A 22,671-nucleotide genomic window follows, 5' to 3' on the forward strand; every position below is an offset into this window, starting at 1 on the left:
GAAATGACGGCACAAGCCGCCCATGACCAACGCCTGCACCCCTCCCGCCGGCCCCGGCGCCTACCGCAGCCTGTCCACCCTGGTGCTGGGCTCAAGCTCGCCGCGCCGCCGCGAGCTTCTGGGCTCCCTGGGCCTTGAGTTCGAAGTGTGCCCCAGCAACGCCCCGGAGCCGCCACCGGCCCCTGGCGAGGCCCCGGAGGCCTATGCCCGGCGCATGGCGCGCGCCAAGACCATGGACGTTGCCGCCCTGTATCCGCAATCCGCAGTGCTCGGGGCCGACACCATCGTGGTGCTGCCCGGCGCGCCAGGCCGCGACGCCACGGTGCTGGGCAAGCCTTTGGACGAGGCCCACGCCCTGGACATGCTCACGCGGCTTTCCGGCCGGGGGCATCTGGTGGTGACGGGCTGCTGCCTGGCCCTGCCCGGCAGGCCGGAGCCGCTGTGCTTCGCGGTGACCACCGAGGTATTCATGCGCGCAAGCACGCGCCAGGAACTGGCCGCCTACGTGGCCACGGGCGAGCCCGCGGACAAGGCCGGGGCTTACGCCATCCAGGGCCTGGGCGGATTTCTGGTGGAGCGGGTGTGCGGCTCGTACACCAACGTGGTGGGCCTGCCCGTGACAGAGTGCGTGGCGGCCTTAGTGTCTTTGGGGGTTATTGCTGCAAGGCGAGTGTGAAGAAACTGCATTTGCGGAATGATCCAGACGCAGTCTCCACCAGCTCCCACGAGGGGGGCGCCAGGGGGCGGGAAGCTCACACGGGCGACTGGACAGGCCCGAAGACAAGTTGACCGGTGGAGTCGCAGCCGCACAGGCCCCATACCGCTGGACTGTCCCCTCGAACGGTGAAAGCGAGAGGTCGTGACGCATGTCGTACATAAACGCCATTCCGGAAATCAACACCGTCCTCGAAGGTGCGGACTATCTTGACATCAAGCATGTGGATTCAACCAAGCCCATGCGTGAATTCCTCGCCTCTGTCTTATCGTACATGCCTGGCTGGATGGTGGCGCTTTACAAGGTCAGGGCTGTGTTTGTCCGACTGCTGGGCTTGAAGCAAGGCGGCTATCCCGGCGCGGAGAAGATCGACCCGGAGGACATCATCTTTTCTCCCGGCAAGATGGGGAGCTTTTTTACAGTGAAGGCTGGCGAGGAAGACCGCTACTGGATAGCGGGGGCAACCGAAAAGCACCTTTCTGGAGACCTCGTCATAGCCGTAGAGCCTTTGCCTGACGGGGTGAAGCGGTACCATATGGCTTCCGTTGTGCAGTATCGTCATTGGACGGGTAGGGTCTATTTCAACATCATCCGACCGTTTCATCATGTGGTTGCATGGGCCATGATGCGCCATGCGGCGAAGTAGGAATCAATACAACGCGCATGGCCGACTTTCCCCCTTGATGTTCCTTGCGGGTTCCACTGGCGGAGCATCATGGTCAGGCTGGGCAGTCCCGCACAACTCCTCACCAATGTAATGCCAAGGTCAATGACGATGGATAATCATGGCCCAAAAGCGCTGTTTGGCGTGGTGGGCCTGCCCGTGACAGAGTGTGTGGCGGCGCTCCTGGAGCACGGCCTCGTGGCGGCGCGTCCGGCGGGGCGCGGGCGTTCCTAGGCGGGGCGCGGGCTTCTCTACACCGGCGCCAGCAGCTGCGCACCGGATGCGAGCGTCCAGGGGCGCACCGCCGCCGTTGGCGCGCCATGCCCGAAGCCGGACCGCCAACGCTTTCCCCTCCCTTTCTTGACTCTTCGGCCCTTTTCCCCCCGGTCCGTGCGCCACGGGCGGCGGGGCTAGCGCGCCGCACCCTCTTGACTGCCCGCGCGGGCTGGGGCATTCGTTCTTGCATTGGGCCACAAGCAGTGGCGGCCGCTTGTTTTTTTGCGAAACGTCTTCCCCACCTCAAGCCGGGATGGTCAACATGCACGGGCGCAGTCTTCGCGGCGCGGTTTTCTGGATGGCGCTGGCCCTGGCGCTGCTCCTTCGGGGCGAGGCCCTGGCGGCGGCCAAGCCCAACATCGTCTTCATGCTGGTGGACAACCTGGGCTACGGCGAACTGGGCGTGTACGGCGGCGGCGTGCTGCGCGGAGCGCCCACCCCACGCATCGACACCCTGGCCGGACAGGGCCTGCGCCTGCTGAATTTCAACGTGGAGGCCCAGTGCACGCCCTCGCGCTCGGCCCTGATGACCGGACGCCTGGCCATACGCTCCGGCACCTACGCCGTGCCCCTGGGCGGCCAGCCAGATGGTCTGACCTTGTGGGAGGAGACCATCGCCGAGCTTCTGTCCCGCCAGGGCTACGCCACGGGCATGTGGGGCAAGTGGCACCTGGGCAGCGGGTTGGACCGCTTGCCCACCAACCAGGGTTTTGACGAGTGGTTCGGCATTCCGCGCACCTACGACGAGGCCCTCTGGACGGGGCAGAACGAGTCCAAGGGGCTTTGGCCCGCCGTGGGCGACGCGCAGGGGTGGAACCCAAAGGCCGACCCGCCCCAGCCCATCTACGAGGCCCGCAAGGGGGAACAGCCGAAGGTTCTGCGCACCCTGGACCTGGAGCAGCGGCGGCTCATGGAAGGGGAGATCACCCGCCGCGGCATCGACTTCATGACCCGGCAGGTGAAGGCGGGCAGGCCCTTCTTCGCCTACCTGTCCTTCTCGCTGATGCATTTTCCCACCCTTCCCGGCCCGGAGTTCGCGGGCAAGACCGGCAACGGCGACTGGGCCGACTGCCTGGCGGAAATGGACCACCGCGTGGGCCAAGTGCTGGACGCGCTGAAACGGCTGGGCGTGGAGGACGACACTCTGGTCATCTTCGCCAGCGACAACGGGCCGGAGGCCATCCACCCGTGGGAGGGGTCGGCCGGGCCGTGGCGCGGCACGTACTTCACCGCCATGGAGGGCTCCCTGCGCGCGCCGTTCATCGTGCGCTGGCCGAAAAAGATTCCTGCCGGACGCGTGAGCAACGAGATCGTGCACATCGTGGACTGCTTCACCACCATGGCCCGCGCGGGCGGGGCGGAGATACCCAAGGACCGGCCCATCGACGGCGTGGACCAGATGGCGTTCTTCCAGGGCAGGCAGGAGCGTTCCAGCCGCGAGGGCTTCCCGGCCTTTGTGGCCAACCGGTTGACCGCGGTGAAGTGGCGCAACTGGAAAGGCCATGTCTTGTGGCAGGAAAAGATGTTCGACACCCCGCAGGCGTTGCCCATCCCCAAGCTGGTGAACCTGCTGGCGGACCCCAGGGAGGAGCGCGACGTGGGCCCCCACAATTCCTGGGTGGCCGAGCACCTGATGAAGATCACGGACGATTTGCTGAAGAGCTTCAAGGAATATCCGCCCATTCCCATGGGCACGCCGGAGCCCTACCAGCCGCCAGTGAACCCCAGGCCCTAGGCCAGGCGCCCCATGGCGGGAGCACGCGAAGACGAGCAGGTGCGCTGGAGCGCCCAGGCGGCCCGGATTGCGGGATTCGCCCGCGCAGCGGGCACATGGCTGGCCATGGTCCTCGTCCTCGGCGTCGCCTTCCCTTCTGGGGGGGCCATGGCCCGCTCCGCCCGGACCACGCAGAACCCGGCACAGGGCGTGACCGGATCGGCGGGGTGCCGCAGTTGCCATGAGAAATTCTACCAGCTCTGGTCCACCTCTTTCCACGGCCTGGCCATGCGGCCCTATTCCGACGCCTTCGCCGCGCAGTCCCTCAAGCCCCAGCCGCAGGAACTGGGGATTGGCCGCTCGCGTTTCCGGGTGTCCATCGGCCCCGGCCAGGGCTGGATGACCGAGCGCACGGGCGCGCGGGAGACAACCTATCCCATCGCCCACGTCCTCGGCGGGAAGAACGTCTTTTATTTTTTGACCCCCATGCCCAGGGGCCGGCTGCAGACCCTGCCCCTGGCCTATGACGTGCGCCGGGGCGAGTGGTTCGACATGGCGGGCAGCGGCCTGCGCCATTTCCTGTCCCCGGACGAGCGCCCCCTGGACTGGAAGGCCTGGCCCTACACCTTCAACACCGCGTGCCGGGGCTGCCACGTAAGCCAGCTCTCCGACGGCTACGACCCCAGGCGCGACACCTACCGCACCACCTGGTTGGAGCCCGGCATCAACTGCGAGACCTGCCACGGCCCCGGAGAGGAGCACGCGCGCGTCTGCCTGGCCGCGCCCAAGGACAGGCCGCCAAAGGACCTTAAGCTCATCCGCGGCGGCTCGTCCTTCAGCGCGGAGCAGAACAACGCCCTGTGTTCCTCCTGCCACGCCAAGGCCCGGCAGCTCACCGCAGGCATGAAGCCCGGCGACCGCTTCTCCGACCACTTCGACCTGGTGACCTGGGAGAGCCCGGACTACGCCCCGGACGGCCGCGACCTGGGCGAGAACTACACCTACACCTCCTGGTCGCGCAGCCCCTGCGCCAAGGGCGGCGCGCTGGACTGCCTGCACTGCCACACCTCAAGCGGCCGCTACCGGTTCGCGGACCCGGCCCGGGCCAACGGGGCCTGCCTGCCCTGTCATGCCAAGCGCGTGGCCGAGGCCGTGCGGCACTCGCGGCATCCGGAGGGCAGCGCGGGCAGCAGGTGCGTCTCCTGCCACATGCCCATGACCGAGTTCGCCCGGATGCGGCGCAGCGACCATTCCATGCTGCCTCCGACCCCGGCCGCGACCCTGGCCCATGGCTCCCCCAACGCCTGCAACACCTGCCACCAGGACAAGGACGCGGCCTGGGCCGATGCGCTGGTGCGCGCCTGGTTCCCGCGCGACTACCAGGCCCCGGTGTTGCACCTGGCCGGGCTGGTGGACGCGGCCAGGAAAGGCGACTGGAGCCGTCTTGGCGAGATGCTGCGTTTCTTGGACGAAAGCGAGGCCGATCCCGTGGCCCGTGCATCGCTGCTCCGCCTGTTGCGCGTCTGTCCGGACCCCGGCAAGTGGAGCGCCGTGCTCCGGGCCGCCGCGTCGGCATCGCCGCTGGTCCGGGCAGCAGCGGCGGAGGCCCTGGGCGCCCTGCCCACGCGTCAGTCGGCGGGGGCGCTCCTGGCCGCAGTGTCGGACGAATGCCGGGTGGTGCGCATCCGCGCTGCGGAATCCTTGGCCGTCCTGCCGCACGGGCTGCTCCGGCCGGGCAAGGCGGAGGCCGCCGCCCTGGCGCGCGCGCGCGGCGAACTTGAGGCCTCCCTGAAAGTCCGCCCGGACCTGTGGACCTCGCAGTACAACCTGGGGAACCACTATCAGAGCCAGGGCGACGACGCCCGCGCGCTGGAGCGCTACAAGGCGGCCATGCGGCTGAACCCGGAGGGCGTGCCCCCGCTGGTCAACGCGTCGCTGGCGTATGCGCGCATGGGCCAGGCGGCCAACGCCGAGGCCATGCTGCGAAAGGCCCTTGGTCTTGATCCGGGACACGCGCCCGCCCACTTCAACATGGGGCTTCTCAAGGCCGGGAGCGGAGACCGCACAGGCGCGGAGCGGCATTTGCGCGCCGCCCTCACACAAGCCCCGGACATGGCGGAAGCGGCCCTGAATCTGGGCGTGCTGCTGGCCCCCACGCGGATGCCCGAGGCCCTGGCGCTCTTGCGCAAGGCCGCCCGGCTGCGGCCCCAAGAGCCCCGCTACGCCTATACTCTGGCCTTCTTCCAGGACCGTTCCGGGGATCCCGATGGCGCAAAGCGTACACTCTTCGCCCTGCTCCGGAGCCATCCGCGGGAGCTGGATGCGCAGCGGCTGCTGCGGGAGATACAGGGACGCGGCCGTTGACGCGGCGCAAGCGAGCCGGACCGTACCAGGAGCGCATTCTTCGCGTGCGTGCGCATTGACAGAGTGCTTGCGGAAGCGGCAAAAGCCTTGGGTGCATCCGCGCCGCCGCAGCTGGAGTCGGCGGCGGTTCCGGTCCCCCCCCCACGACTCCGCGCAAGGCACGAGACAGCATATGAACCATCTGGACCACCCATGGACGGAGCGCCACGGCGCGATTCTCCCGTTTGGCTTCATCGTGGCGCTCCCGGCAGGACGCAGGGGGCGGCCATGAGCGACGCCTTCGCCGCACGCGCATCAGAGTGGGACGCCAACCCCGTGCGCGCGGCCATGCACCGGGCGTTTTATGAGCTGGTGCTGCGCACCGCCGAGGAGAACGGCGGCCTGGACGGACGTTCCGTGCTGGAGTTCGGCTGCGGCACCGGAGCCCTGGGCCTGCGTCTGGCCGGACACGGGGCGCGGCTCACCTTCGTGGACACCTCTCCGGCCATGCTGGAGGTGCTGCGCGGCAAGCTGGAGCTGGAAGGCGCGCCACGGGCCACGGTGCTTGAGGGCGACATCGCCCGGCTGTCCGTGGGCACGGCCAGCCAGGATCTGGCCGTGACCCTTATGGCCCTGCACCACGTTCCGGACATCGTGCCCATGCTGGCGCGCCTGCGTTCGCTCCTGCGGCCCGGCGGGCTGCTTTTGGCGGGAGATTTGTTCACCGAGGACGGCAGTTTTCATGCCGACGGCTCCGCCGCGCACAACGGCTTCGACCCCGAGGCGATGCGCGCCATGTGCGGAGAGGCCGGGTTCGCCGTGCGCCGCCTGCTGCCGTTTCATGTGCTGCGCAGACCCGACGCCACCGGAACCATGCGCGAATACCCGTTGTTCTTCCTGGCCGCCAGCCCGGCGTAGGGCTGGGCAGCCCGGTCTGGCGCAAGGCGCGCGGACCTAGGGCATCTCCCGGCGCACCACCACGCGGAGCCCCTTGGCGCGCAGGCGCTCGGCCACGCGTTGGGCGCGCTCGCGCGTGGGCAGGGTGGCCAGCACCAGCTGCGCCCTGGCCGTTTCGTCCCACACCCAGACGTTTTCCGTCACCAGCGCGCCCGCGCGGCGCACCGCGTCAAGCAGTTCCTCGCGCGCGGCCTCGCGGGAGGCGAAATTCTCCGGGTCCAGGGCGCGGCCTTGGGCCAGCACCCACCAGCCCAGCTGACGCCGCGGCGCATCGTTCGTCCATCCGTGGCCGGGTCTGGCGGGGACATCTCCACGCACGGGGCGCGTCCTGGTGTCGGAAGGCGGGTGTTGGACGGCGCCTCGCCGCACAAGCAGGGCCATGCGCTGGATGCGCCGCGCGATGTCCAGGGCCGAGCCGGAACCCGCGTTGTTGCCCCGTGTCGCGTTCTGGTGGCCGCCGTCGTCCGCGTCCGTCATGTCTCCTCCAGCGCACCACGCCGGGGCAGCAGCGTGGACACTGCGAAGCCCGCGCAGGCCACGGCGATGATGCTGGCGCCGCAGGTGAGATCAAGGCTGAAGGACAGGTACAGGCCAAGCACGCAGAACAGCGCGCTCAAGCAGCCTGCCAGGAACATCATGCCCGGCAGTGAGCGGGCGCGGCGCTCGGCGATGAACGGCGGGATGGTCAGCAGGGCCATGACCAGGATGAGGCCCACCACGCGGATGACCATGACCACGCACAGCGCCGTAAGGCCCATGAGCAGGAAGTGCAGGAAGCGCACGGGCACGCCGCGCGCGCGCGCGAACTCCATGTCGAAGCTCATGACCAGCAGCCCCCGCGAAAAGAGCGCGGCCAGGGCCAGCACCAGGGCGCAGAGCCAGGCCATGAGCTTGAGGTCCGCGTCGGGCACGGCCAGGATGCTGCCGAAGAGGTAGCTCATGAGGTCGGCGTTGTAGCCGGGGGTCAGGTCCAGCAGGATGATGCCCAAGGCCATGCCCGCCGCCCACAGCACTCCGATGATGGTATCGGCGCGTTCCCGGCGCGACAGGGTGACCCAGGCCATGCCCAGGGCCGCCAGGGTGGAGAAGGCGGCGGTGACGGGCAGCACGGGCAGGCCCAGGTGGAAGGCCAGGCCGACTCCGCCGTAGGAGGCGTGGGCCACGCCTCCGGCCAGGAACACGATGCGGTTCACCACCACCAGCGAGCCGATGACCCCGCAGATGACGCTGACCAGCAGCCCGGCCATGAGGGCGTTGCGGAAGAAGTCGAAGGACAGGGCTTCCAGGATCATTCAGGGCTCCTGTCATCGTTTTTGGCGTGGCCGCAGTCGCCGCAGCCGGGGTCGTCGTGGCTCAGCACCACGCGGTGCGGCACCGGCCCGTGGGCGAAGAGCTCCACAGGGCAGCCCGCCGTCAGGTCCATGCCCATGGCTTCGGCGAAGATGCGCGGGGTAAGGCGCGAGTCCTTGTGCAGGTGCAGGGTGCGGTTCACGCAGGCGATGGAGTTCACGCAGCCGTCCACGGTGGACATGTCGTGGCTGACCATGACGATGGTCATGTCGCGGTTGAGCTCGGCCAAGAGGGCCATGAGCTCCTGCCTGCTTTTGCCGTCCACGCTGGCCGTGGGTTCGTCCAGCAGCAGCAGTTCCGGTCCGGAGACGATGGCGCGCGCGATGAAGACGCGCTGGCGCTGTCCGCCGGAGAGCTCCGAGAGCCTGCGGCCGGCCAGGTCGGCCAGGCCCACGCGGGAAAGGGCGTGCAGGGCGGCCTCGCGCTCCCGTCTGCGGCGCTCCAGACTGCGGAAGCAGTCGATGCCGGGCCGCACAAGGCCTAAAAGCGTTGCGCCCAGCACGGTGATGGGAAAGCTGGCCGAGACCTGGGTGAACTGCGGCAGGTAGCCGATGCGTCCGCCCGCCTGGCCGGCAGGGCGGCCCAGGACGCGGATGCTTCCGCCGCCGGGCCGCACAAAGCCCAGCAGCAGCTTGAGCAGGGTGGACTTGCCGCCGCCGTTGGGGCCAAGCACGGCCAGGAATTCGCCCGCGGGCAGGGTCAGGTTCACCTTGTCCAGCACGCGCGCGGCGCCGTAGCTGAACCAGAGGTCGGAAATCTCTATGGCCGGGGTGTTCTCCAAGCAAAACCTCCTGAACGGCGCATCGGCGGGCTGGACGCCCGCGCGGAGCACATCCCCGGTCCTGTACCCCCGTGGGCGGGGGCGTGGCAACGGGTTTCGCGGACCTGTTCCGGGCGGACGGGGACGCGCATGGCGGCGGCGGCCATTTCCGATGGGAAACGCCACTGTTCGGCCCGCTGCGCAAAGGGGCCATGGCGCGTCTGTCCGGCTGCGGCCTTGGGCCTGTGGGACTGGGGCGCGGCGGCGTGACGGTGCGGTCCTCCCGCTCCGGGCGCCTGCCATAGGGAGAACGATGCTCGGCTGCCTGCCCCGTGGCCGGTGCAGGATATGGCCCCTGCGGATACGAACGTGTATGTCGTGTCACAATATGATTGTTGGCTCAAAAATCGTATGCTAGAGTTCCGCCATGTTTGGCAAGGCAGCGAATCTTTGGTGGGGGCGCGGCGTGACCGCCGGGAATGGGACGCAACCAGGCGGTCCAGGCCATGCCCGCAAGGACCGGCATTGCGGCCAGGCCACCCCCTTTTGCCGTGCCGTTGCCTGCCGCTGGCCTGCTGGTGATCGTCTCAAGCCGCCCATGGTCTTGCTGCTGGCGGCCTGGTCTTTGGACGCCTGCGGCCTGGTGAAAAGCGCCGCCGACGCGAGGGGCTAGCCATGGAGCATGGTTGCGCACTGGATTCAGGCGGTCTGCATCCGTCCTCCCACGCCCTGCCCGAGGGCGGTCCTGCCCGGCGCGCGCCCTCGCGTTTGCTGGTCCCCGGATTTGGCGGGCGCGGGGTGCGGGTGCGCAGTCTGGCCCTGGGCGTTTCCGCGCTGGTGCACGCCCTGCTGGTCTTTGCCCTGCTGGCGTCCGGGTTGGATGCCCCCCTGCCCGAGCCGCCCGCCCTCATCGACGTGGAGTTCGTGGAGATCGGCGGCGCGCGCGGCGGCGGCGGTTCTGCCGCATCAGCGTCCAAGGTCGCGGCGCCCCAGGCCTCAAAAGCGGCGCGCGCGGCGCAGGCGCCGCCCAAGGCCGTGCCCGTGCCAAGCACATTCGCCCCGCCAGTTCCAAAGGCGGCTCCGGAGAGCGTGTCGCAGACGGCGGTGCAGGCCACGGCGGCCCGGACCACGGGCGCGACAGCATCCGCAGGCGCTGGCCAGTCCGCTGGACAGTCCGATGGCCTTGGGGGCTCGGGCGGCGGCTCCGGCGGCGGCCAGGGCACGGGGCGCGGCGGGGCGACCGGTCCGGGAACGGGGCAGGGCGGCCTTGCCGTGGATCGTATGCCCGCGCCCCTGCGCACGGTGAAGCCTCGCTATCCCATGGCCGCGCGACGGGCCGGGCAGGAGGGGCAGGTGTTGCTGCGGCTCTTCGTGGACGCAGAGGGCCGCGTGGGGCAGGTGGCCGTGCTCAAGGCCGAGCCCGAGGGCCTGTTCGAGGAGAGCGCCCTGGAGGCCGTGCGCAAGTGGCGCTTCAGCCCGGCCATGAACAAGGGCGCGGCCGTGGGCATGTGGCTCACCTTGCCGGTGCGCTTCGCCCTGGAGCGCTAGCCGCGCCGACTTCCCTAGTAGCCCAGGTCTTCCCCCACCAGCACCACATGGATGCGATCCTTGACGCTTGAGCCCTCGATGACGGTCCAGGCGTTGCAAATCTTGGTTTCGCTGCGGCAGTTGTGGCAGCGGCCATCCTCGACGCAGGGATTTTTGAGGCCCATGACGCCCGCCAGACGGATGTTGTTGGCCGGAGCGGCCACCGTGCGCACGCGGGCGTACGCGGCTTCCAGATCGGCAACCACCTTGTTCATGCCCACCAGCAGAATGACCTTGCGCGGGCCGAAGAGCATGGGCGCCACCCGGGTGCAGGAACCGTCCAGGCTCACCAGGCGGCCGTCCAGGGTGAGGGCGTTGGTGCTGGTCAAGAGCACGTCGGCCAGGAAGCCCCGGCGGCGGATGTCGAAGGCCTGCTCCGGGCTCAGGCCGGGGGCGTAGGGGTTCAGCACCGTGACGCCGGGTCGGCTTTCCAGCGCCTCCCACAGGCCCAGGCCGACGACGGACTCCGAGCCGCAGCGCAGCACGGAGGCCCCGTCCGGAATGCGGCCGAGGATCTCGTCCCTGGCCTGGGCGGCGGTGTCGCAATAGCTGGACGCCATGCGGCGCGAACCCAGCTGTTTCATGATCTGTCCGGCGAGCTTCCGCCGTTGCGCCAGAATCGGTGCGTCCATGGGTACCTCTCTCTTGGGGTGTGCGGGCAGTATGCCGGGAGCTCTGCGCCGGGTCAACAGCGTCTCCACAGGGCCGGGGATGCAGCGCGATCATAAATATGAATACACGCCTTGCTTTTTTTGCGGCCCTTCTCTACGTAATCGGAGAGGTTGCATAGCATATGACATATGCGCATCATCAAGCGTTCATAGCCGTCAGCGGGCAGGATTGTCCGCACACGGGCGTGTGGCGCGCGTTGGACTCGTCCGTGCCCCCGCTGCTGGTGCGCAAAGGGGAGATCATGCCCGGGGCGGCCGGCCGCGTGGTCAGCTGGGAGCTTGTGCAGCCCGGCGAGGCCACCATGGCTTCCGCCATCCCCGACTGAGCCCGGCCCGCCGTTGCGGCCGGGTTTCGCCCTCGCCATTCGGGCCGCCGCTGCCGCAGGCGGCCGTCCACACCCCGCCGTCGTTTCCGCAACGACACGCTCGGCCGGACGCCCCTCACGATCGCGCCGGAACGCTTTGGGCTTGACCAGACTCCGTAATTATGCCACCCGTGACATAATAAACAGCGATACAGAGAGGCGGCCATGACTGAGAAGCACGGCATTGGCGAGGAGCTGCGACCCCTGGAGTGCGACCGGACGGAAGGCGGCTTTCCCTTTTGCGGCCTTGGTGGAGCGGACGGGCTTGCCGAGACGCTGGCCGCCTGTCAGCTGACGCTCCTGTCCCATAACGACGCCTGCGCCCCTTGCAAAGCCGGGCGTAGCAACAGCGTTCCCCGTTCCTGACGCTTTCGCCTGCCCCGCCGCGTCTTGCGGCCCTGGGCACACGCTCTTCCCCTTCATGAATGCGCGGGCCGACGGAGTTTTCCGTCGCGGCAAGCCTGCGCCCGGCGCTGCGCAGGGGCGCTCCACGGCTAGTCGGCGTCCTCCAGCATGGAAAGGTCGCCCGGAGACTCCCCGGTTTCCTGGGCCTTGAGCACCCGGCGCAGGATCTTGCCGCTTCTGGTGCGCGGCAGACTGTCGCGGAACTCCACGCCCTTGATCACCGCCACCGGCCCCAGCTCCTTGCGCATGTGGTTTTGCAGCTCCAGAATCAGCTCGTCGGACGGGGCTACCCCCTGGTTCAGGATGATGAAGGCCTTGGCCGCCTCGCCCTTGATCTTGTCCGGCACGCCGATGATCGCGGCCTCGGCCACGGCGGGGTGCGCGCGGAAGGCGTTCTCCAGCTCCGCGGTGCCCAGCCGGTGCCCGGCGATGTTCAGCACGTCGTCGGCGCGGCCCTCGATCCAGAGGAACCCGTCCTCGTCGCGCTTGGCCACGTCGCCCGCCAGATATTTGCCGGGGAAGCGCGCAAAGGACTCCGCAAAGCGCTCGCGCCCGGCGCCGCCCGCTTTCGCGGAGGGGTCGAAGACCCCGGTCATCATGGCCGGCCAGGGCCGGGTGATGACGAGCAGTCCCCCCTTGCCCGGCGGGACGCTTGCGCCCTCGCGGTCCACCACGTCCACCTCCACGCCGGGCAGGGGCTTGGTCACGCTGCCGGGCTTCAAAAGCGAGATGGGCAGCGGCGAGATCATGAACATGCCGGTTTCCGTCTGCCACCAGGTGTCCAGCAGCGGGCATTCCCCCCGGCCGATGTGCCGGTAGAACCACAGCCAAGTTTCCGGGCCGATGGGCTCGCCCACGGTGCCTAAGAGGCGCAAGGTGGAGAGGTCGTGCATACGCGGGTACTGCGGCCCGAAACGCATGAGCATCCGTATGAGCGTGGGCGCGGTGTAGAAGATGGTCACCCCGTATTTGCTGACGATGTGCCACATGCGGTCGGCCTGCGGGTAGTTGGGGTGGCCTTCGTAGATGAGCGTGGTGGTGCCCGCCAGAAGCGGGCCGTAGACCACGGCGCTGTGCCCGGTTATCCAGCCCAGGTCCGCCGTGCACCAGAAAATGTCCGTGGGCTTGATGTCGAAGACATGGGTGAGGGTGCGGTGCACGCCCACCATATAGCCGCCGTGGCAATGGCTCACCACCTTGGGCGCGCCGGTGGCGCCGCTGGTGTGCAGCAGAAAGAGCGTGTCGTTCGCGTCCATCACCTCGGCGGGCGATTCCGGCCGCTCGCGGCGCACCACGTCGTCGTACCAGTAATCGCGGCCCTCCTGCATGTCGGTGTCCACCTTGGCGCGGTGCACCACCACCACGGAGTCCACGCAGTCGGCGCTGCCGCCCACAAGGGCTTCGTCCACCACGGGCTTGAGCTTGATGATCTGCCCGTTTCTGTAGAAGCCGTCGGCTGTGACCACGAGCTTGGCCTCAACGTCCTTGATGCGCTGCCTGAGCGCCCTGGCGGAAAAGCCCGCGAACACGAGGGAGTGCGGCGCGCCGATGCGCGCGCAGGCCAGCATGGCGATGACGGCCTCGGGCAGGGGCGGCATGTAGATGATGACGCACTCGCCCTTTTTGACGCCCAGGGTGCGCAGGGCTCCGGCGAAGCGGTTCACCTCGCGGTAGAGCTCGTAATAGGTGTACTTGCGGGAATCTCCGGGTTCGCCCTCCCAGATGAGCGCCAGCTTGTTCTTGTTGGCGGTCTCTATGTGGCGGTCCAGGCAGTTGTACACGATGTTGCAGCGCGCGCCGGGGAACCAGCGGCAGAAGGGCGCGTCCGAGTCGTCCAACACGCGGTCCCACTTCTTGTACCAGTCCAGTTCGTCGGCGGCCTCCTCCCAGTAGCCCAGTGGGTCGTGGGCGGCCTGGCGCCGGAAGGCCTCCAGCTCCTGGGGGTTCACGTTGGCCTCTATGACCAGTTGGGGCAGGGGCCGGAACACGCGCAGCTCCTGCGCCAGGCTGTCCAGGGTTCCGCTGTTGTCCATGTGCGTGTCCTCCTTGGGCGGCGGCGGGGGGCGTGCCGCGCCACAGGGCCAGGGCGTCCCGCGTCGTGGCGGGCCGCATGACGGTTCATATACACCAGCGCGCCCGGCTTCGCGTTCCGCCATTCGACGGACGGCGGCGCAGGCGCGGTGAATGGCCCGGGCTAGAAGCCCAGCACCTGCTTCAGGCTTGCGATGCGCCTGCGGCTGATGGGCAGCTCGATGCGCGTTCTGCCCGCCGTGCGCAGCATGAAGTTGCTGCCCGGCAGCGACGCGATCTCCGTCACCATGTCCAGGTTCACCAGGTACTTGCGGTGCACGCGGAAGAAGCGGTGCGGGGCCAGGCGCTCCTCCAGGTACTTCACGCGGTAGCTGGTGAGATATTTCTGCTGCGCGGTGTGTACGTAGGAATAGTCCTCGTAGGCCTCCACGAACACAATCTGCCCGTAGGGCACCAGGAACATGCGCCCGTCCTGGGAGACCGCCAGCTTCTCTATCTCCGGGGTGCGGGTCTGGTTGGTGTCCCAGGCCTGTTTCAGGGCGGAGAGGAAATGCTCCTGCTCGTCGTCCTCAAGGGGCAGGGACACGGTCCTGCCCTCGCCCTCGGCCCAGCCTCCATACCCGTCCGGCCCGCCGGGGCCGGAGTCGAAGCCGGGGGCCGGGGGCGCGGCCTCGGACCAGGTAGCGGGCATGGGCACTTCGCGGAAGCGGGCCTTGAACTCGGAGAGCTTGGCCAGGGTCTTTTGCACGCGTTCTTCCGGTGCGGGCCAGATGAGGTAGTCCGTGGCGCCCTGCTCGATGGCCGCGTACGCGTGGACCTCGCTGCCCGCCAAAAACACCAGCGCGGGCTTGTTCTTGCGTCCGGAGAGCATCTGCGCCAGCTCCAGGCCGGAGACCCCGCCGGGCAAGTCCAGGCCCACGAACAGCGCGCCGTAGGGGATGGCCTCGATGAGCTCCATGGCCTCGAAGGCGGTCACCGCCTCGCCCAGCACGGAGAGGAAGCCCGCGCCGGAGAGCGCCCGGCGCAGGTCGCGGCGGACGATGGGGTCGGGGTGCAGCAGAAGCGTCTTGAGCTTGGCCATGGGCGGGCGAATCCCGGCTGCGGTTTGCCCCCCGCCGCTGCAGGGGGCGAATGGACGGAAGCCTCACAGGCGCTTGTGCCGCAAAACATGCCCCGGCGCAAGGCCGGGTTGCGCCGCCGTGCGGCGTGTTGTACGCTTGGCGGCATGAATCAAGCGCCACGCTCCCGCATCGCCGTCATCTCCGACGTGCACGGCAACCTGGAGGCCCTGAAGGCCGTCTTGGCCGACATCGACGCTTCGGCGTCCGGCAAGGACCAGGGAGTCCCGCGCATCTTGAACCTGGGCGACATGGTGGGCTACGGGCCGGAGCCCGACGCCTGCGTGAAGCTGCTTGCCGCGCGGGGGGCCGAAAGCGTGTTGGGCAACCACGAGCACGGCCTGCTGGAAGCCCAGGCCCGCAGCTGGTTCAATCCGCAAGCGCGCAAGGCTCTGGACCGCACGCGCGCGCTTCTGTCCGAGGAAGCGCTCATGAGCTTCCGCACCCTGCCGCGTACGCGGGAGGCTGAAGGCGCGCTGTTCGTGCACGGCTGCCCGCCGGGGCTGGTGTCGAAGTATCTGTACGAGTTGGACGACGAGGCCCTGCGCGAGGCCTTTGGCCTGTATCCCCACCGCCTGTGCTTCGTGGGCCACACGCACGAGCTGCAGCGGGTGAGCCTGCAGCCCGGCGGCCGGATCGAGCGCAAGGCCCTGGGCAAGGGCGTCATGGAGCTGGACCCCGCCGCCCGGCACATCATCAACGCCGGGGCCGTGGGCCAGCCGCGCGATGGCGGCAACAAGGCCAAGTATCTGCTTTGGGAGCCCGCCGCGCCCGGCGCGCCCGACCGCATCGAGGTGCGCCGCGTGGCCTACGACATCGCCAAGACCGCCGCGGCCATCATCGAGAAGGGGCTGCCCGCGGTCTACGCCGACCGGCTCTGGTAGCCGGAAAACAGCGGAAAGCGCACCGCGGCCACAGCGCCGCCCAGCGGGCCGTCGCCCAGCTCCATGCAGCCCTCCAACTGCTCCGCAGCCGCCTTCAGGCATTGCAGCCCGAAGCAGCGGCGGCAAAGCTCCTGCACCTCTCCGCAAAAGCCTCGGCCGTTGTCGGACACCCGGAGCACGGCCTGGCCGTCCTCCTCCGTGAGCGACACGCGGACCGTTGCGCCGTCCCCGTTCCCGCCGCCGTTCCAATGGGGGGGGAAGGCGTGGCGGATGGCGTTGGTGAGGGCCTCGGCCAGGAAGATGCCGCAGGGAATAACCTGTCCGGGCAAAAGGGGCAGGGGCTCCACGTCCAGCTCCAGGGCGAGCGGGGCCTGGGGCGGCGGGGGAGACTGGGCCTGGAACAGCGCCTCGGCCAGGCGTTCCACATGGGCCTTGGCGTCCACCATGCTCTCCGGCCCGCCGAAGAGCATGGCCTCGTGCGCGCGGGCCAGGGCCAGCACGCGGGCGCCCGCATCGGCCAGGGCGTGCCGGGCCTTGGCGTCCGTGGCCTGAATCTCCTGGATGCGCAACATGCTGTGCAGCAGCGAAAAGCTGTTCTTGATGCGGTGGTGGGCCTCGCGCAGGCGGAAGGGGGCGGCGGGGTCGTTGTGCACGCGCAGGGCCAGGGCCATTTCTATGGCCGCGCGCACCTGGGTGTTCTGGCAGGGCTTGATCAGGTACGCGGCGGGCAGGGCGCGGCGGGCGCGGCGCAGGAACTGCTCCTCCCCGTGGGCCGAAAGCAGCACCACCGGGATGTTGAGCTCGCGCTGTATGGCCGCGCAGGCGTCCAGCCCGTCGGACGGGGCGTCCATGTCGGGATCCCCGGCGCCGCCGGGCATGACGATGTCCATGAGCACGAGATCGGGCCGGAGGGTCCTGGCCATGTCCACCGCCTGGCTTGCCGTTGCGGCCACCCCGGCCAGGGCGTAGCCCTCGGACTCCAGCAGCTCGCCGATCTGCATGGCGATGATGGTCTCGTCGTCGGCCACCAGGATGCGCGGGCGGCTGCGGGACGTGTCGATGACGCTCATGGTCCTCCCTTGCGCGGGCCTGCCGGGCCGCGCCGACGGAGTTGCTGCGGGTGGCGCGCCGCCTCCGCCTGCCGCATAGGCCCTAGCCGAGCGGCACGGGCCGCCCGGCCAGGCGCTCGGCCAGGCGCATGGTCAGAAGCGCGCCGTCCAAATCCTGCGAGGGCGGGGCCAGACGGCCCGTGCGCACCATGTCCGCAAAGGCGGCCAGCTGTCCGGCGAAGCCCGCCTTGAGGCCCTTTTCCGCGGCGTCGGGCGTGATGTCCCGCACCGTTCCATCGGCAAAAATCGCGCGGCCGGTTTCCAGCGGCCGGAACTCCACGCTCACGCCCTCTCCCTTGAGCACCACGCCCCAGCCGCCCGGCGAGTGCCAGTTGGCCGCGTAGGATCCCAGGGTTCCTCCGGGGAAGCGCAGGCAGGCCGCGAACTGGTCGCCCAGGGGCTCGCGCAGGCTGGCGGAGAAGGCGCAGACCTCCTCGGGTTCGCCCCCGAAGTGGCGCAACAGGTCGATGGTGTGCGTGGCGTTGGCGAAAATCCAGGCCCGCAGCACCTCCTCGCTGAAGCGTCCCGAGGAGCGGGCCAGGGCCATGCGCTCGCTGCCCTCCACATGCACGGCCAAAAGCCGTCCGCGTTCGCGGAGGATTTCCAGCCCCTTGGCGAACACCGAGTAGTGGCGGCGGTTGAAGCCCACCATGCCGGGCACGCCCGCCCGACGCGCGGCCAGGGCCACTGCTTCGGCCTCGGCCACGCACAGGCCCACGGGTTTTTCCAGAAACAGCGGCAGGCGCAGGCCCAGGCAGTCCAGGGCCACCTGGGCCACGGCCTGGGGCGAGACCAGGATCATGAGGGCGTCCGGCCGGGCCGCCTGCGCCAGTTCGGCGGGGCTGTCGGCCACCAGCGGCACGCCGAATTCATCGGCCAGGACTTGTGCCTTGTCCCGCGTGCGCGAGGCGATTCCCACGGCCGCAACGCCGGGATTTTGGGCAATGGCGAGCAGATGCTGCCGGGCGATGAGCCCGGCGCCGATCAGGCCGACGCGGAGGGTTTTTTGGGGGGCGGGCATGGGGGATTCTCGCCTTCTCAGGTTATGGGCACGTCAAGGGCGAGCCCTGCGCCGGAAAGGGGCAGGGCCACGCGCGCGCCGCGGTTTTGCGAGGACAGGTGCGCGCCCAGCACCACATCCACGGACTCCACGCCCGCCGCCACCGTGGGCTGGGCAAAGGGGCCCACGAGATCGGCCAGGCAGTCGCGGGTGGCCTGCACGATGTCCAGCGCCGGGCCGTGGTCCAGGGGCACGGGCTCTGGCAGCACCAGCCGGGTCTTGACCACGCCGCGCTGGTCGGCCGGGCGGGCCTTGGCCCTGGCCGCTCCGGCCGGGGGCGGGTCGTAGTCGTCGGTCTCGGCCACGCCCTCGGTGCCCACCACCATGCAGCGCGAGGCCCTGGGCACGTCCTCCGAGAGTTCGAAATCGCCCGTGAAGCGCCAGCCGTCCGCGCACTCGAAGCCCACGCTCACTTGGCCGCCGGGATCGAAGAACTGCGGCCCGCGCACGTTGGGCGCGGGGTTCTCCGTCAGCTCCGCGCTCACCCACACCGGGCGCGCGTCAAAGAGCCAGGCCGCGTAGTCGAAATAGTGCAGGCCCACGCAGCCCACGCCGCCGCCGCCCACCACGGACCAGAAGCGCCTGGGGCGGCCCACCAGCCCGGCGCGCAGGGCGTTCCGGAACAGCAGGCAGCGCGTGAGGAAGCGGCGGCAAAGGTTTACGGCCAGGCGCGTGCCCGCGGCCTCGCAGGCGGCGGCCATTTCCCGCGCCGCGGCCCCGCTGGTGCTCATGGGCTTTTCGCACAGCACAAAGGGAATTTTGGCCTCTGCCGCGGCCAGCACGATGTCGCGGTGGCTGGGGCCGTTGGTGGCCACGCACAGCAGGTCCACCCCCCCGGCGGCGAGAGCCTCGCGCCAGTGGGCATGGGCGGCAGGGGCGGCGAAACCGGCCTGCGCGCGCGCGGCGGCGAATTCCTGCGCGGCCGCGATGTTCATGTCGCACACGGCCGTGGTGCGCACGCCCAGGTCCGCAAGGCCGTCCAGGGCGGCCACATGCCGCCTGCCCATGCCGCCCAGTCCGATGACGGCGGCGCGAATGTCCTTCATGGTTCCTCCGCTTCAGGCCAGGCGTCCGGCCTTGCGCAGCATCAGTTCGCAAATCTCGAAATCCAGCAGGCTGTCCACGTCCAGGGAGCGCTCGCGCGGCATCAGGTAGGCGCGCGTCTCCGGGGTCAGGTAGCTTCTGGTCCTGGCCAGCCAGGCGCAGTCGGCCACGTACACGGCCCCGTTGGGCGTCACCACCTGGGGCAGGTCCTGCCTGCGGGTGTGGAAGCGCTCCTGGGGAATCACCGGGGCCATGCGCTTGCCCGCGTCCATGGTGAACATGTAGTAGGGGCTCTTTTCGGCCTCGCTGACGCTGATCATGCAGGGGCCCGCCTCGTCCAGGCAGGCGGCGATGCAGCCGTCGATGTCCTCCACCGTGCGCAGGGGCGAGGTGGGCTGGAGCAGCACCACGTAATCGAAGGCCTCCGGCCCGAGGGCTGCCACCGCGTGCAGCACCGGGTCCACGCCGGGGGTGTCGTCCTGGGCCAGCTCCGCCGGGCGCACGAAGGGGGTTTCGGCTCCGTGGGCGCGCGCCACGGCCAGAATGCCCTCGTCGTCCGAGGACACGATGAGCCGGTCGATGAAGGCCGAGCGCCTGCCCTCGCGGATGCTCCAGGCGATGAGCGGCAGGCCGCCGAGGTCGCGGATGTTCTTGCCCGGCAGGCCCTTGCTGCCGCCACGGGCGTTGATGGTGGCCAGGATGCGCCTGCCCTTGTACATGATGCGACCTCCGCTGCGCGCCGTGTCGGCACGGACCGTTAGGGTCCGCCGTAAAACTGTGCGGTATCCTAGCCTGTTTGCCCATGGCCCGCAATGCCGCCCGGTCCGCGCCCGTTGCGCAACGATTTCCTTGCGCACGGGCCGCGCTTTCGCTACCGTCTACAGTGTCGCAAACCGGCGTCTTTCCCCTTATGCACTGGAGACGGCCATGCTCAAATTCCTGAACATGCTCCTTGGCAGCGGCAGGCAGCAGGCCGTGTCGCGGGAGGACGGCGCGGCCAAGCGCAAATACGAGTATTTCAAGAGCCTGCTCATCAAGAACAACAGGTCGCTGGAGCTGCTGACCGAGTTCGAGCACCTGCTGTACGAAAACAAGCCCTTCACCATCGAGCAGGTGCTCATCCTCTCCGAGGATCTGATCAGCCTGGTCTACGATCTGGCCGAGGATCTGAACGCGCTTTCCGGAGGCAAGCACCCCGGCCTCTTCGACGCCACCGAGCGTCTTGGCGTGGCCATTCTCAAGGATCTTGCCCACCGCAGGCGCATCAAGAAGGGCGAGCTTATTTTGCCCATGCGCGCGCTTTCCGCCGAACTGGCCGACGAGGTTGGCGGCAAGGCGGCAAACCTGGGCGAGGTGGCCAACCGCGCCGGACTGCCCACGCCGCGCGGCTTCGCCGTTTCGGCCTACGCCTGCCAGCATTTTCTGCGAACCACGGGGCTTTCCGAGCGCATCGGGCGGCGGATGCGGCGCATCGACGTGAAAGACACCGGCGAGCTTATGGCCGTATGCGAGGAAGTGCAGGCCATGATCCTTGCCGCGCCCCTGCCCGAAGAACTCTCCATCGGCATGGCCGCCTGCATGGACGAACTGGCCGGGCTTTTCGGTCCGGACGTGCGCGTCTCCGTGCGCTCCAGCGCCACCTGCGAGGACTCCGAGGCCTCCTTCGCCGGGCAGCACGCCACCGTGCTCAACGTCAGCGCGCACAACGTGGGCCAGGCCTGGAAGGAGGTGGTGGCCAGCACCTTCAGCCCGCGCGCGGTGTATTATCGCCGCAGCATGGGCTATTCCGACGACGATGTGGTCATGGCGGTGCTGTGCGTCACCATGGTCGACGCGCGCGCAAGCGGGGTCATGTACACGGGCGATCCCACGGCGGCGGGCGTCCCGGGCCAGGGCGCGGACGACATCCTCGTCAGCGCGGCCTGGGGCCTGGGCGTAAGCGTGGTGGACGGCAGCGCCGGAGCCGATTTCTACGCGGTGCGACGCAAGGATTCGTCAATCGTGCGGCGCGATGTGGCCGTGAAGCTCCGCCGTCTGCGCCTGCGCGCCGACGACGGCATCCGCGAGGAGGAGGTGCCCGAGGGACTGCGCCGCGCCCCCTGCCTGGACGAGACCAGAATCCGCCAGTTGGCGGCCTATGGCGTTCGCCTGGAGGAACACTACGGCCAGCCGCTGGACATCGAGTGGGCCCAGGACCAGGGCGGACGCCTGTTCATCCTGCAGGCCAGGCCCCTGGGCATGGGCCACGGGCAGGAGGAAGGCTGCTCCCCAGCGGCCCAGCCCGAGCCCGTCCATGGCCGGGAGGTCCTCCTTCGCGGGGGCGCAATGGCCTCTCCCGGCAGCGCCGCCGGCCCGGTCTATGTTCTGGACAGCGACCACAACCTGCCCGCCGTGCCCCAAGGCGCCATCCTGGTGGCCCGGAAGACCTCGCCCGCCTATGTGCCGGTTCTGGGCCGCATCCGCGGCATCATCACCGAGGTGGGCAGCGTCACCGGGCACATGGCCTCCGTGGCGCGGGAGTTCGGCGTGCCGACCCTGGTGGGGCTGGAGAACGCCTCCCGGGCCATCGCCCACGGCGAGACCATCACCCTCGACGCCACGAGCGGCATTGTCTACCGGGGCGTGGTGCCGGAGCTTGTCCGCGACAGGCCCTGCGTGAACCTCATGCGCGGCAGCCCGGTGTACAAGGCCGCGCAGGAGGCCTTGAGGCGCATGGCCCCGCTGAACCTCATCGACCCCAAGGCGCTTAATTTCTCGCCCGAGGGCTGCCGAACCCTGCACGACATCATCCGTTTCGCCCACGAAATGGGGATGCGCGAGATGTTCAACATCGGCGACGGGCTGGATGACGCGGAAGGCGCCGTGCGCCTGCGCGCGGGCGTGCCCCTGAACATCCTGGTGGTGGACCTGGGCGGCGGGCTCACGCCAACGGCCCCGAAAAAGGTTGTGGAGCTGGAGCATGTGAAGAGCGCGCCCTTCCAGGGCCTGCTGCACGGCATGACCGACCCCCGCGTGCGCTGGCTGGGGGGCGTTGGAGTGAGCCTTGGCGGTTTCGCCAGCATCGTGGCCGAGTCCATCCTTTCCGACCCCAACGCCGACGGGACCATGGGCGGCCCCAGCTACGCCGTGGTCAGCGACCACTATGTGAACTTCAACACTCGGCTGGGCTATCACTTCGCCGTGGTGGACAGCTACTGCGGCCCCGGCATCAACGACAACTACGTCGTGTTCTCCTTCAAGGGCGGCGCGGCGGACATCGCCCGGCGTTCGCGCCGGGCCAGGCTCATCGCCCAGATCCTGAAGCGCCTGGAGTTCAAGACCGAGATCAAGGGCGACATGGTGCGCGGCGAGGTGCGGAAATATTCGCAGACCGACCTGAAGCAGAAGCTGGACATGGTGGGGCGGCTCCTGGGCGCGGTGCGCCTGCTGGACATGCTGCTCTCCGACGATGGGCAGATTGACTGGTACGTGGAGGAGTTTTTCAAAGGCAACTACGCCTTCGAGCGCGGCGCGGACGACGGCGGCCAGCCGCCGCCACCTGTGGACGGGCAGACGCCGCCTTCTGGCGGGGCTCTGCCGTAGGACGGGCGCAAGGTCTCGCGGGGACAGAGAAAAGTT

General features: G+C 69.2%; 20 protein-coding genes. 10 read left to right on the forward strand and 10 right to left on the reverse strand.

Going from position 1 to position 22,671, the window contains the following annotated elements; all coding sequences use genetic code 11:
* Window positions 1-22 precede the first annotated feature (22 nt).
* From CHB73_RS14895 to CHB73_RS14915, 5 genes are all read left to right on the forward strand, one after another.
* The gene (locus tag CHB73_RS14895) at window positions 23-676 is read left to right on the forward strand and encodes a Maf family protein (protein WP_089275396.1); all 654 of its coding nucleotides are present in this window, start codon (window positions 23-25) and stop codon (window positions 674-676) included.
* Between the two features lie 190 nt (window positions 677-866).
* Window positions 867-1,361, forward strand: a complete 495-nt coding sequence (locus tag CHB73_RS14900) for a DUF2867 domain-containing protein (protein WP_089275397.1) — start codon at window positions 867-869, stop codon at window positions 1,359-1,361.
* Between the two features lie 547 nt (window positions 1,362-1,908).
* A complete protein-coding gene (locus tag CHB73_RS14905; protein ID WP_218819440.1) occupies window positions 1,909-3,390 on the forward strand; it encodes an arylsulfatase in 1,482 nt (493 codons plus the stop codon).
* 12 nt (window positions 3,391-3,402) lie between these two features.
* Window positions 3,403-5,733, forward strand: coding sequence for a tetratricopeptide repeat protein (locus CHB73_RS14910; protein WP_089275398.1), 2,331 nt, complete (start codon window positions 3,403-3,405; stop codon window positions 5,731-5,733).
* Between the two features lie 267 nt (window positions 5,734-6,000).
* Window positions 6,001-6,630, forward strand: coding sequence for a class I SAM-dependent DNA methyltransferase (locus CHB73_RS14915; protein WP_179217079.1), 630 nt, complete (start codon window positions 6,001-6,003; stop codon window positions 6,628-6,630).
* A gap of 36 nt (window positions 6,631-6,666) precedes the next feature.
* Here the strand turns inward: CHB73_RS14915 and CHB73_RS14920 are convergent, their stop codons facing one another.
* The 3 genes from CHB73_RS14920 to CHB73_RS14930 are packed head-to-tail and all read right to left on the reverse strand — an operon-like array spanning window position 6,667 to window position 8,800.
* Window positions 6,667-7,146, reverse strand: a complete 480-nt coding sequence (locus CHB73_RS14920) for a hypothetical protein (RefSeq protein ID WP_089275400.1) — start codon at window positions 7,144-7,146, stop codon at window positions 6,667-6,669.
* On the reverse strand, window positions 7,143-7,958 hold the full coding sequence (locus tag CHB73_RS14925) for a metal ABC transporter permease (RefSeq protein WP_089275426.1): 816 nt from the start codon (window positions 7,956-7,958) through the stop codon (window positions 7,143-7,145). The genes CHB73_RS14920 and CHB73_RS14925 overlap by 4 nt, the downstream gene beginning before the upstream one ends.
* On the reverse strand, window positions 7,958-8,800 hold the full coding sequence (locus CHB73_RS14930; protein ID WP_235641624.1) for a metal ABC transporter ATP-binding protein: 843 nt from the start codon (window positions 8,798-8,800) through the stop codon (window positions 7,958-7,960). Before CHB73_RS14930 ends, CHB73_RS14925 begins: the two co-directional genes overlap by 1 nt.
* 654 nt (window positions 8,801-9,454) lie before the next feature.
* Between CHB73_RS14930 and CHB73_RS14935 the strand changes: the two genes are divergently transcribed.
* On the forward strand, window positions 9,455-10,327 hold the full coding sequence (locus CHB73_RS14935) for an energy transducer TonB (protein WP_089275402.1): 873 nt from the start codon (window positions 9,455-9,457) through the stop codon (window positions 10,325-10,327).
* A 14-nt stretch (window positions 10,328-10,341) separates the two neighbouring features.
* On the opposite strand, the gene CHB73_RS14940 is transcribed toward CHB73_RS14935, so the two are convergent.
* Entirely contained in the window at window positions 10,342-10,998 is a 657-nt protein-coding gene (locus CHB73_RS14940; RefSeq protein WP_089275403.1) for a lactate utilization protein, read from the reverse strand.
* Between the two features lie 161 nt (window positions 10,999-11,159).
* On the opposite strand from CHB73_RS14940, the gene CHB73_RS16585 reads away from it, so the two are divergent.
* A complete protein-coding gene (locus tag CHB73_RS16585) occupies window positions 11,160-11,363 on the forward strand; it encodes a hypothetical protein (RefSeq protein ID WP_143337416.1) in 204 nt (67 codons plus the stop codon).
* 204 nt (window positions 11,364-11,567) lie between these two features.
* Window positions 11,568-11,768, forward strand: coding sequence for a hypothetical protein (locus tag CHB73_RS14945; protein ID WP_089275404.1), 201 nt, complete (start codon window positions 11,568-11,570; stop codon window positions 11,766-11,768).
* Window positions 11,769-11,896: 128 nt separating this feature from the next.
* Here the strand turns inward: CHB73_RS14945 and acs are convergent, their stop codons facing one another.
* Both acs and CHB73_RS14955 read right to left on the reverse strand, forming a co-directional pair.
* Window positions 11,897-13,840 (reverse strand): acetate--CoA ligase, encoded by a 1,944-nt coding sequence (gene acs / locus CHB73_RS14950; RefSeq protein ID WP_089275405.1) that lies wholly within the window; start codon window positions 13,838-13,840, stop codon window positions 11,897-11,899.
* Window positions 13,841-14,001: 161 nt separating this feature from the next.
* Window positions 14,002-14,919, reverse strand: a complete 918-nt coding sequence (locus CHB73_RS14955) for a LytR/AlgR family response regulator transcription factor (protein ID WP_089275406.1) — start codon at window positions 14,917-14,919, stop codon at window positions 14,002-14,004.
* Between the two features lie 144 nt (window positions 14,920-15,063).
* Here CHB73_RS14955 and CHB73_RS14960 point away from each other — a divergent pair, with 144 nt between their 5' ends.
* Window positions 15,064-15,840 carry a metallophosphoesterase family protein gene (locus CHB73_RS14960; protein ID WP_089275407.1) on the forward strand — a complete coding sequence of 259 codons (777 nt, stop codon included), beginning with the start codon at window positions 15,064-15,066 and terminating at the stop codon, window positions 15,838-15,840.
* Here CHB73_RS14960 and CHB73_RS14965 read toward each other — a convergent pair.
* From CHB73_RS14965 to CHB73_RS14980, 4 genes are all read right to left on the reverse strand, one after another.
* Entirely contained in the window at window positions 15,819-16,910 is a 1,092-nt protein-coding gene (locus CHB73_RS14965; protein WP_089275408.1) for a sensor histidine kinase, read from the reverse strand. The genes CHB73_RS14960 and CHB73_RS14965 overlap by 22 nt on opposite strands.
* A gap of 82 nt (window positions 16,911-16,992) precedes the next feature.
* Window positions 16,993-17,970 (reverse strand): Gfo/Idh/MocA family protein, encoded by a 978-nt coding sequence (locus tag CHB73_RS14970; protein WP_089275409.1) that lies wholly within the window; start codon window positions 17,968-17,970, stop codon window positions 16,993-16,995.
* 17 nt (window positions 17,971-17,987) lie between these two features.
* Window positions 17,988-19,055, reverse strand: coding sequence for a Gfo/Idh/MocA family protein (locus CHB73_RS14975; protein WP_089275410.1), 1,068 nt, complete (start codon window positions 19,053-19,055; stop codon window positions 17,988-17,990).
* 12 nt (window positions 19,056-19,067) lie between these two features.
* Window positions 19,068-19,772, reverse strand: a complete 705-nt coding sequence (locus tag CHB73_RS14980) for an acylneuraminate cytidylyltransferase family protein (RefSeq protein ID WP_089275411.1) — start codon at window positions 19,770-19,772, stop codon at window positions 19,068-19,070.
* A 208-nt stretch (window positions 19,773-19,980) separates the two neighbouring features.
* Between CHB73_RS14980 and CHB73_RS14985 the strand changes: the two genes are divergently transcribed.
* Window positions 19,981-22,635, forward strand: coding sequence for a PEP/pyruvate-binding domain-containing protein (locus CHB73_RS14985; RefSeq protein WP_089275412.1), 2,655 nt, complete (start codon window positions 19,981-19,983; stop codon window positions 22,633-22,635).
* The last annotated feature ends 36 nt before the right edge of the window (window positions 22,636-22,671 follow it).

Origin of the sequence: Humidesulfovibrio mexicanus (assembly GCF_900188225.1) — a bacterium.
Taxonomy (GTDB): Bacteria; Desulfobacterota; Desulfovibrionia; order Desulfovibrionales; family Desulfovibrionaceae; genus Humidesulfovibrio; species Humidesulfovibrio mexicanus.

What these genes read in the sequence shown, in the direction of transcription:
- CHB73_RS14980 (WP_089275411.1), bottom strand. Translation starts at nt 19,772, where the DNA reads ATGTACAAGGGCAGGCGCATCCTGGCCACCATCAACGCCCGTGGCGGC.
- CHB73_RS14935 (WP_089275402.1), top strand. Translation starts at nt 9,455, where the DNA reads ATGGAGCATGGTTGCGCACTGGATTCAGGCGGTCTGCATCCGTCCTCC.
- CHB73_RS16585 (WP_143337416.1), top strand. Translation starts at nt 11,160, where the DNA reads ATGACATATGCGCATCATCAAGCGTTCATAGCCGTCAGCGGGCAGGAT.
- CHB73_RS14900 (WP_089275397.1), top strand. Translation starts at nt 867, where the DNA reads ATGTCGTACATAAACGCCATTCCGGAAATCAACACCGTCCTCGAAGGT.
- CHB73_RS14960 (WP_089275407.1), top strand. Translation starts at nt 15,064, where the DNA reads ATGAATCAAGCGCCACGCTCCCGCATCGCCGTCATCTCCGACGTGCAC.
- CHB73_RS14970 (WP_089275409.1), bottom strand. Translation starts at nt 17,970, where the DNA reads ATGCCCGCCCCCCAAAAAACCCTCCGCGTCGGCCTGATCGGCGCCGGG.
- acs (WP_089275405.1), bottom strand. Translation starts at nt 13,840, where the DNA reads ATGGACAACAGCGGAACCCTGGACAGCCTGGCGCAGGAGCTGCGCGTG.
- CHB73_RS14945 (WP_089275404.1), top strand. Translation starts at nt 11,568, where the DNA reads ATGACTGAGAAGCACGGCATTGGCGAGGAGCTGCGACCCCTGGAGTGC.
- CHB73_RS14975 (WP_089275410.1), bottom strand. Translation starts at nt 19,055, where the DNA reads ATGAAGGACATTCGCGCCGCCGTCATCGGACTGGGCGGCATGGGCAGG.
- CHB73_RS14905 (WP_218819440.1), top strand. Translation starts at nt 1,909, where the DNA reads ATGGTCAACATGCACGGGCGCAGTCTTCGCGGCGCGGTTTTCTGGATG.
- CHB73_RS14965 (WP_089275408.1), bottom strand. Translation starts at nt 16,910, where the DNA reads ATGAGCGTCATCGACACGTCCCGCAGCCGCCCGCGCATCCTGGTGGCC.
- CHB73_RS14940 (WP_089275403.1), bottom strand. Translation starts at nt 10,998, where the DNA reads ATGGACGCACCGATTCTGGCGCAACGGCGGAAGCTCGCCGGACAGATC.
- CHB73_RS14920 (WP_089275400.1), bottom strand. Translation starts at nt 7,146, where the DNA reads ATGACGGACGCGGACGACGGCGGCCACCAGAACGCGACACGGGGCAAC.
- CHB73_RS14985 (WP_089275412.1), top strand. Translation starts at nt 19,981, where the DNA reads ATGCTCAAATTCCTGAACATGCTCCTTGGCAGCGGCAGGCAGCAGGCC.
- CHB73_RS14910 (WP_089275398.1), top strand. Translation starts at nt 3,403, where the DNA reads ATGGCGGGAGCACGCGAAGACGAGCAGGTGCGCTGGAGCGCCCAGGCG.
- CHB73_RS14895 (WP_089275396.1), top strand. Translation starts at nt 23, where the DNA reads ATGACCAACGCCTGCACCCCTCCCGCCGGCCCCGGCGCCTACCGCAGC.
- CHB73_RS14955 (WP_089275406.1), bottom strand. Translation starts at nt 14,919, where the DNA reads ATGGCCAAGCTCAAGACGCTTCTGCTGCACCCCGACCCCATCGTCCGC.
- CHB73_RS14915 (WP_179217079.1), top strand. Translation starts at nt 6,001, where the DNA reads ATGAGCGACGCCTTCGCCGCACGCGCATCAGAGTGGGACGCCAACCCC.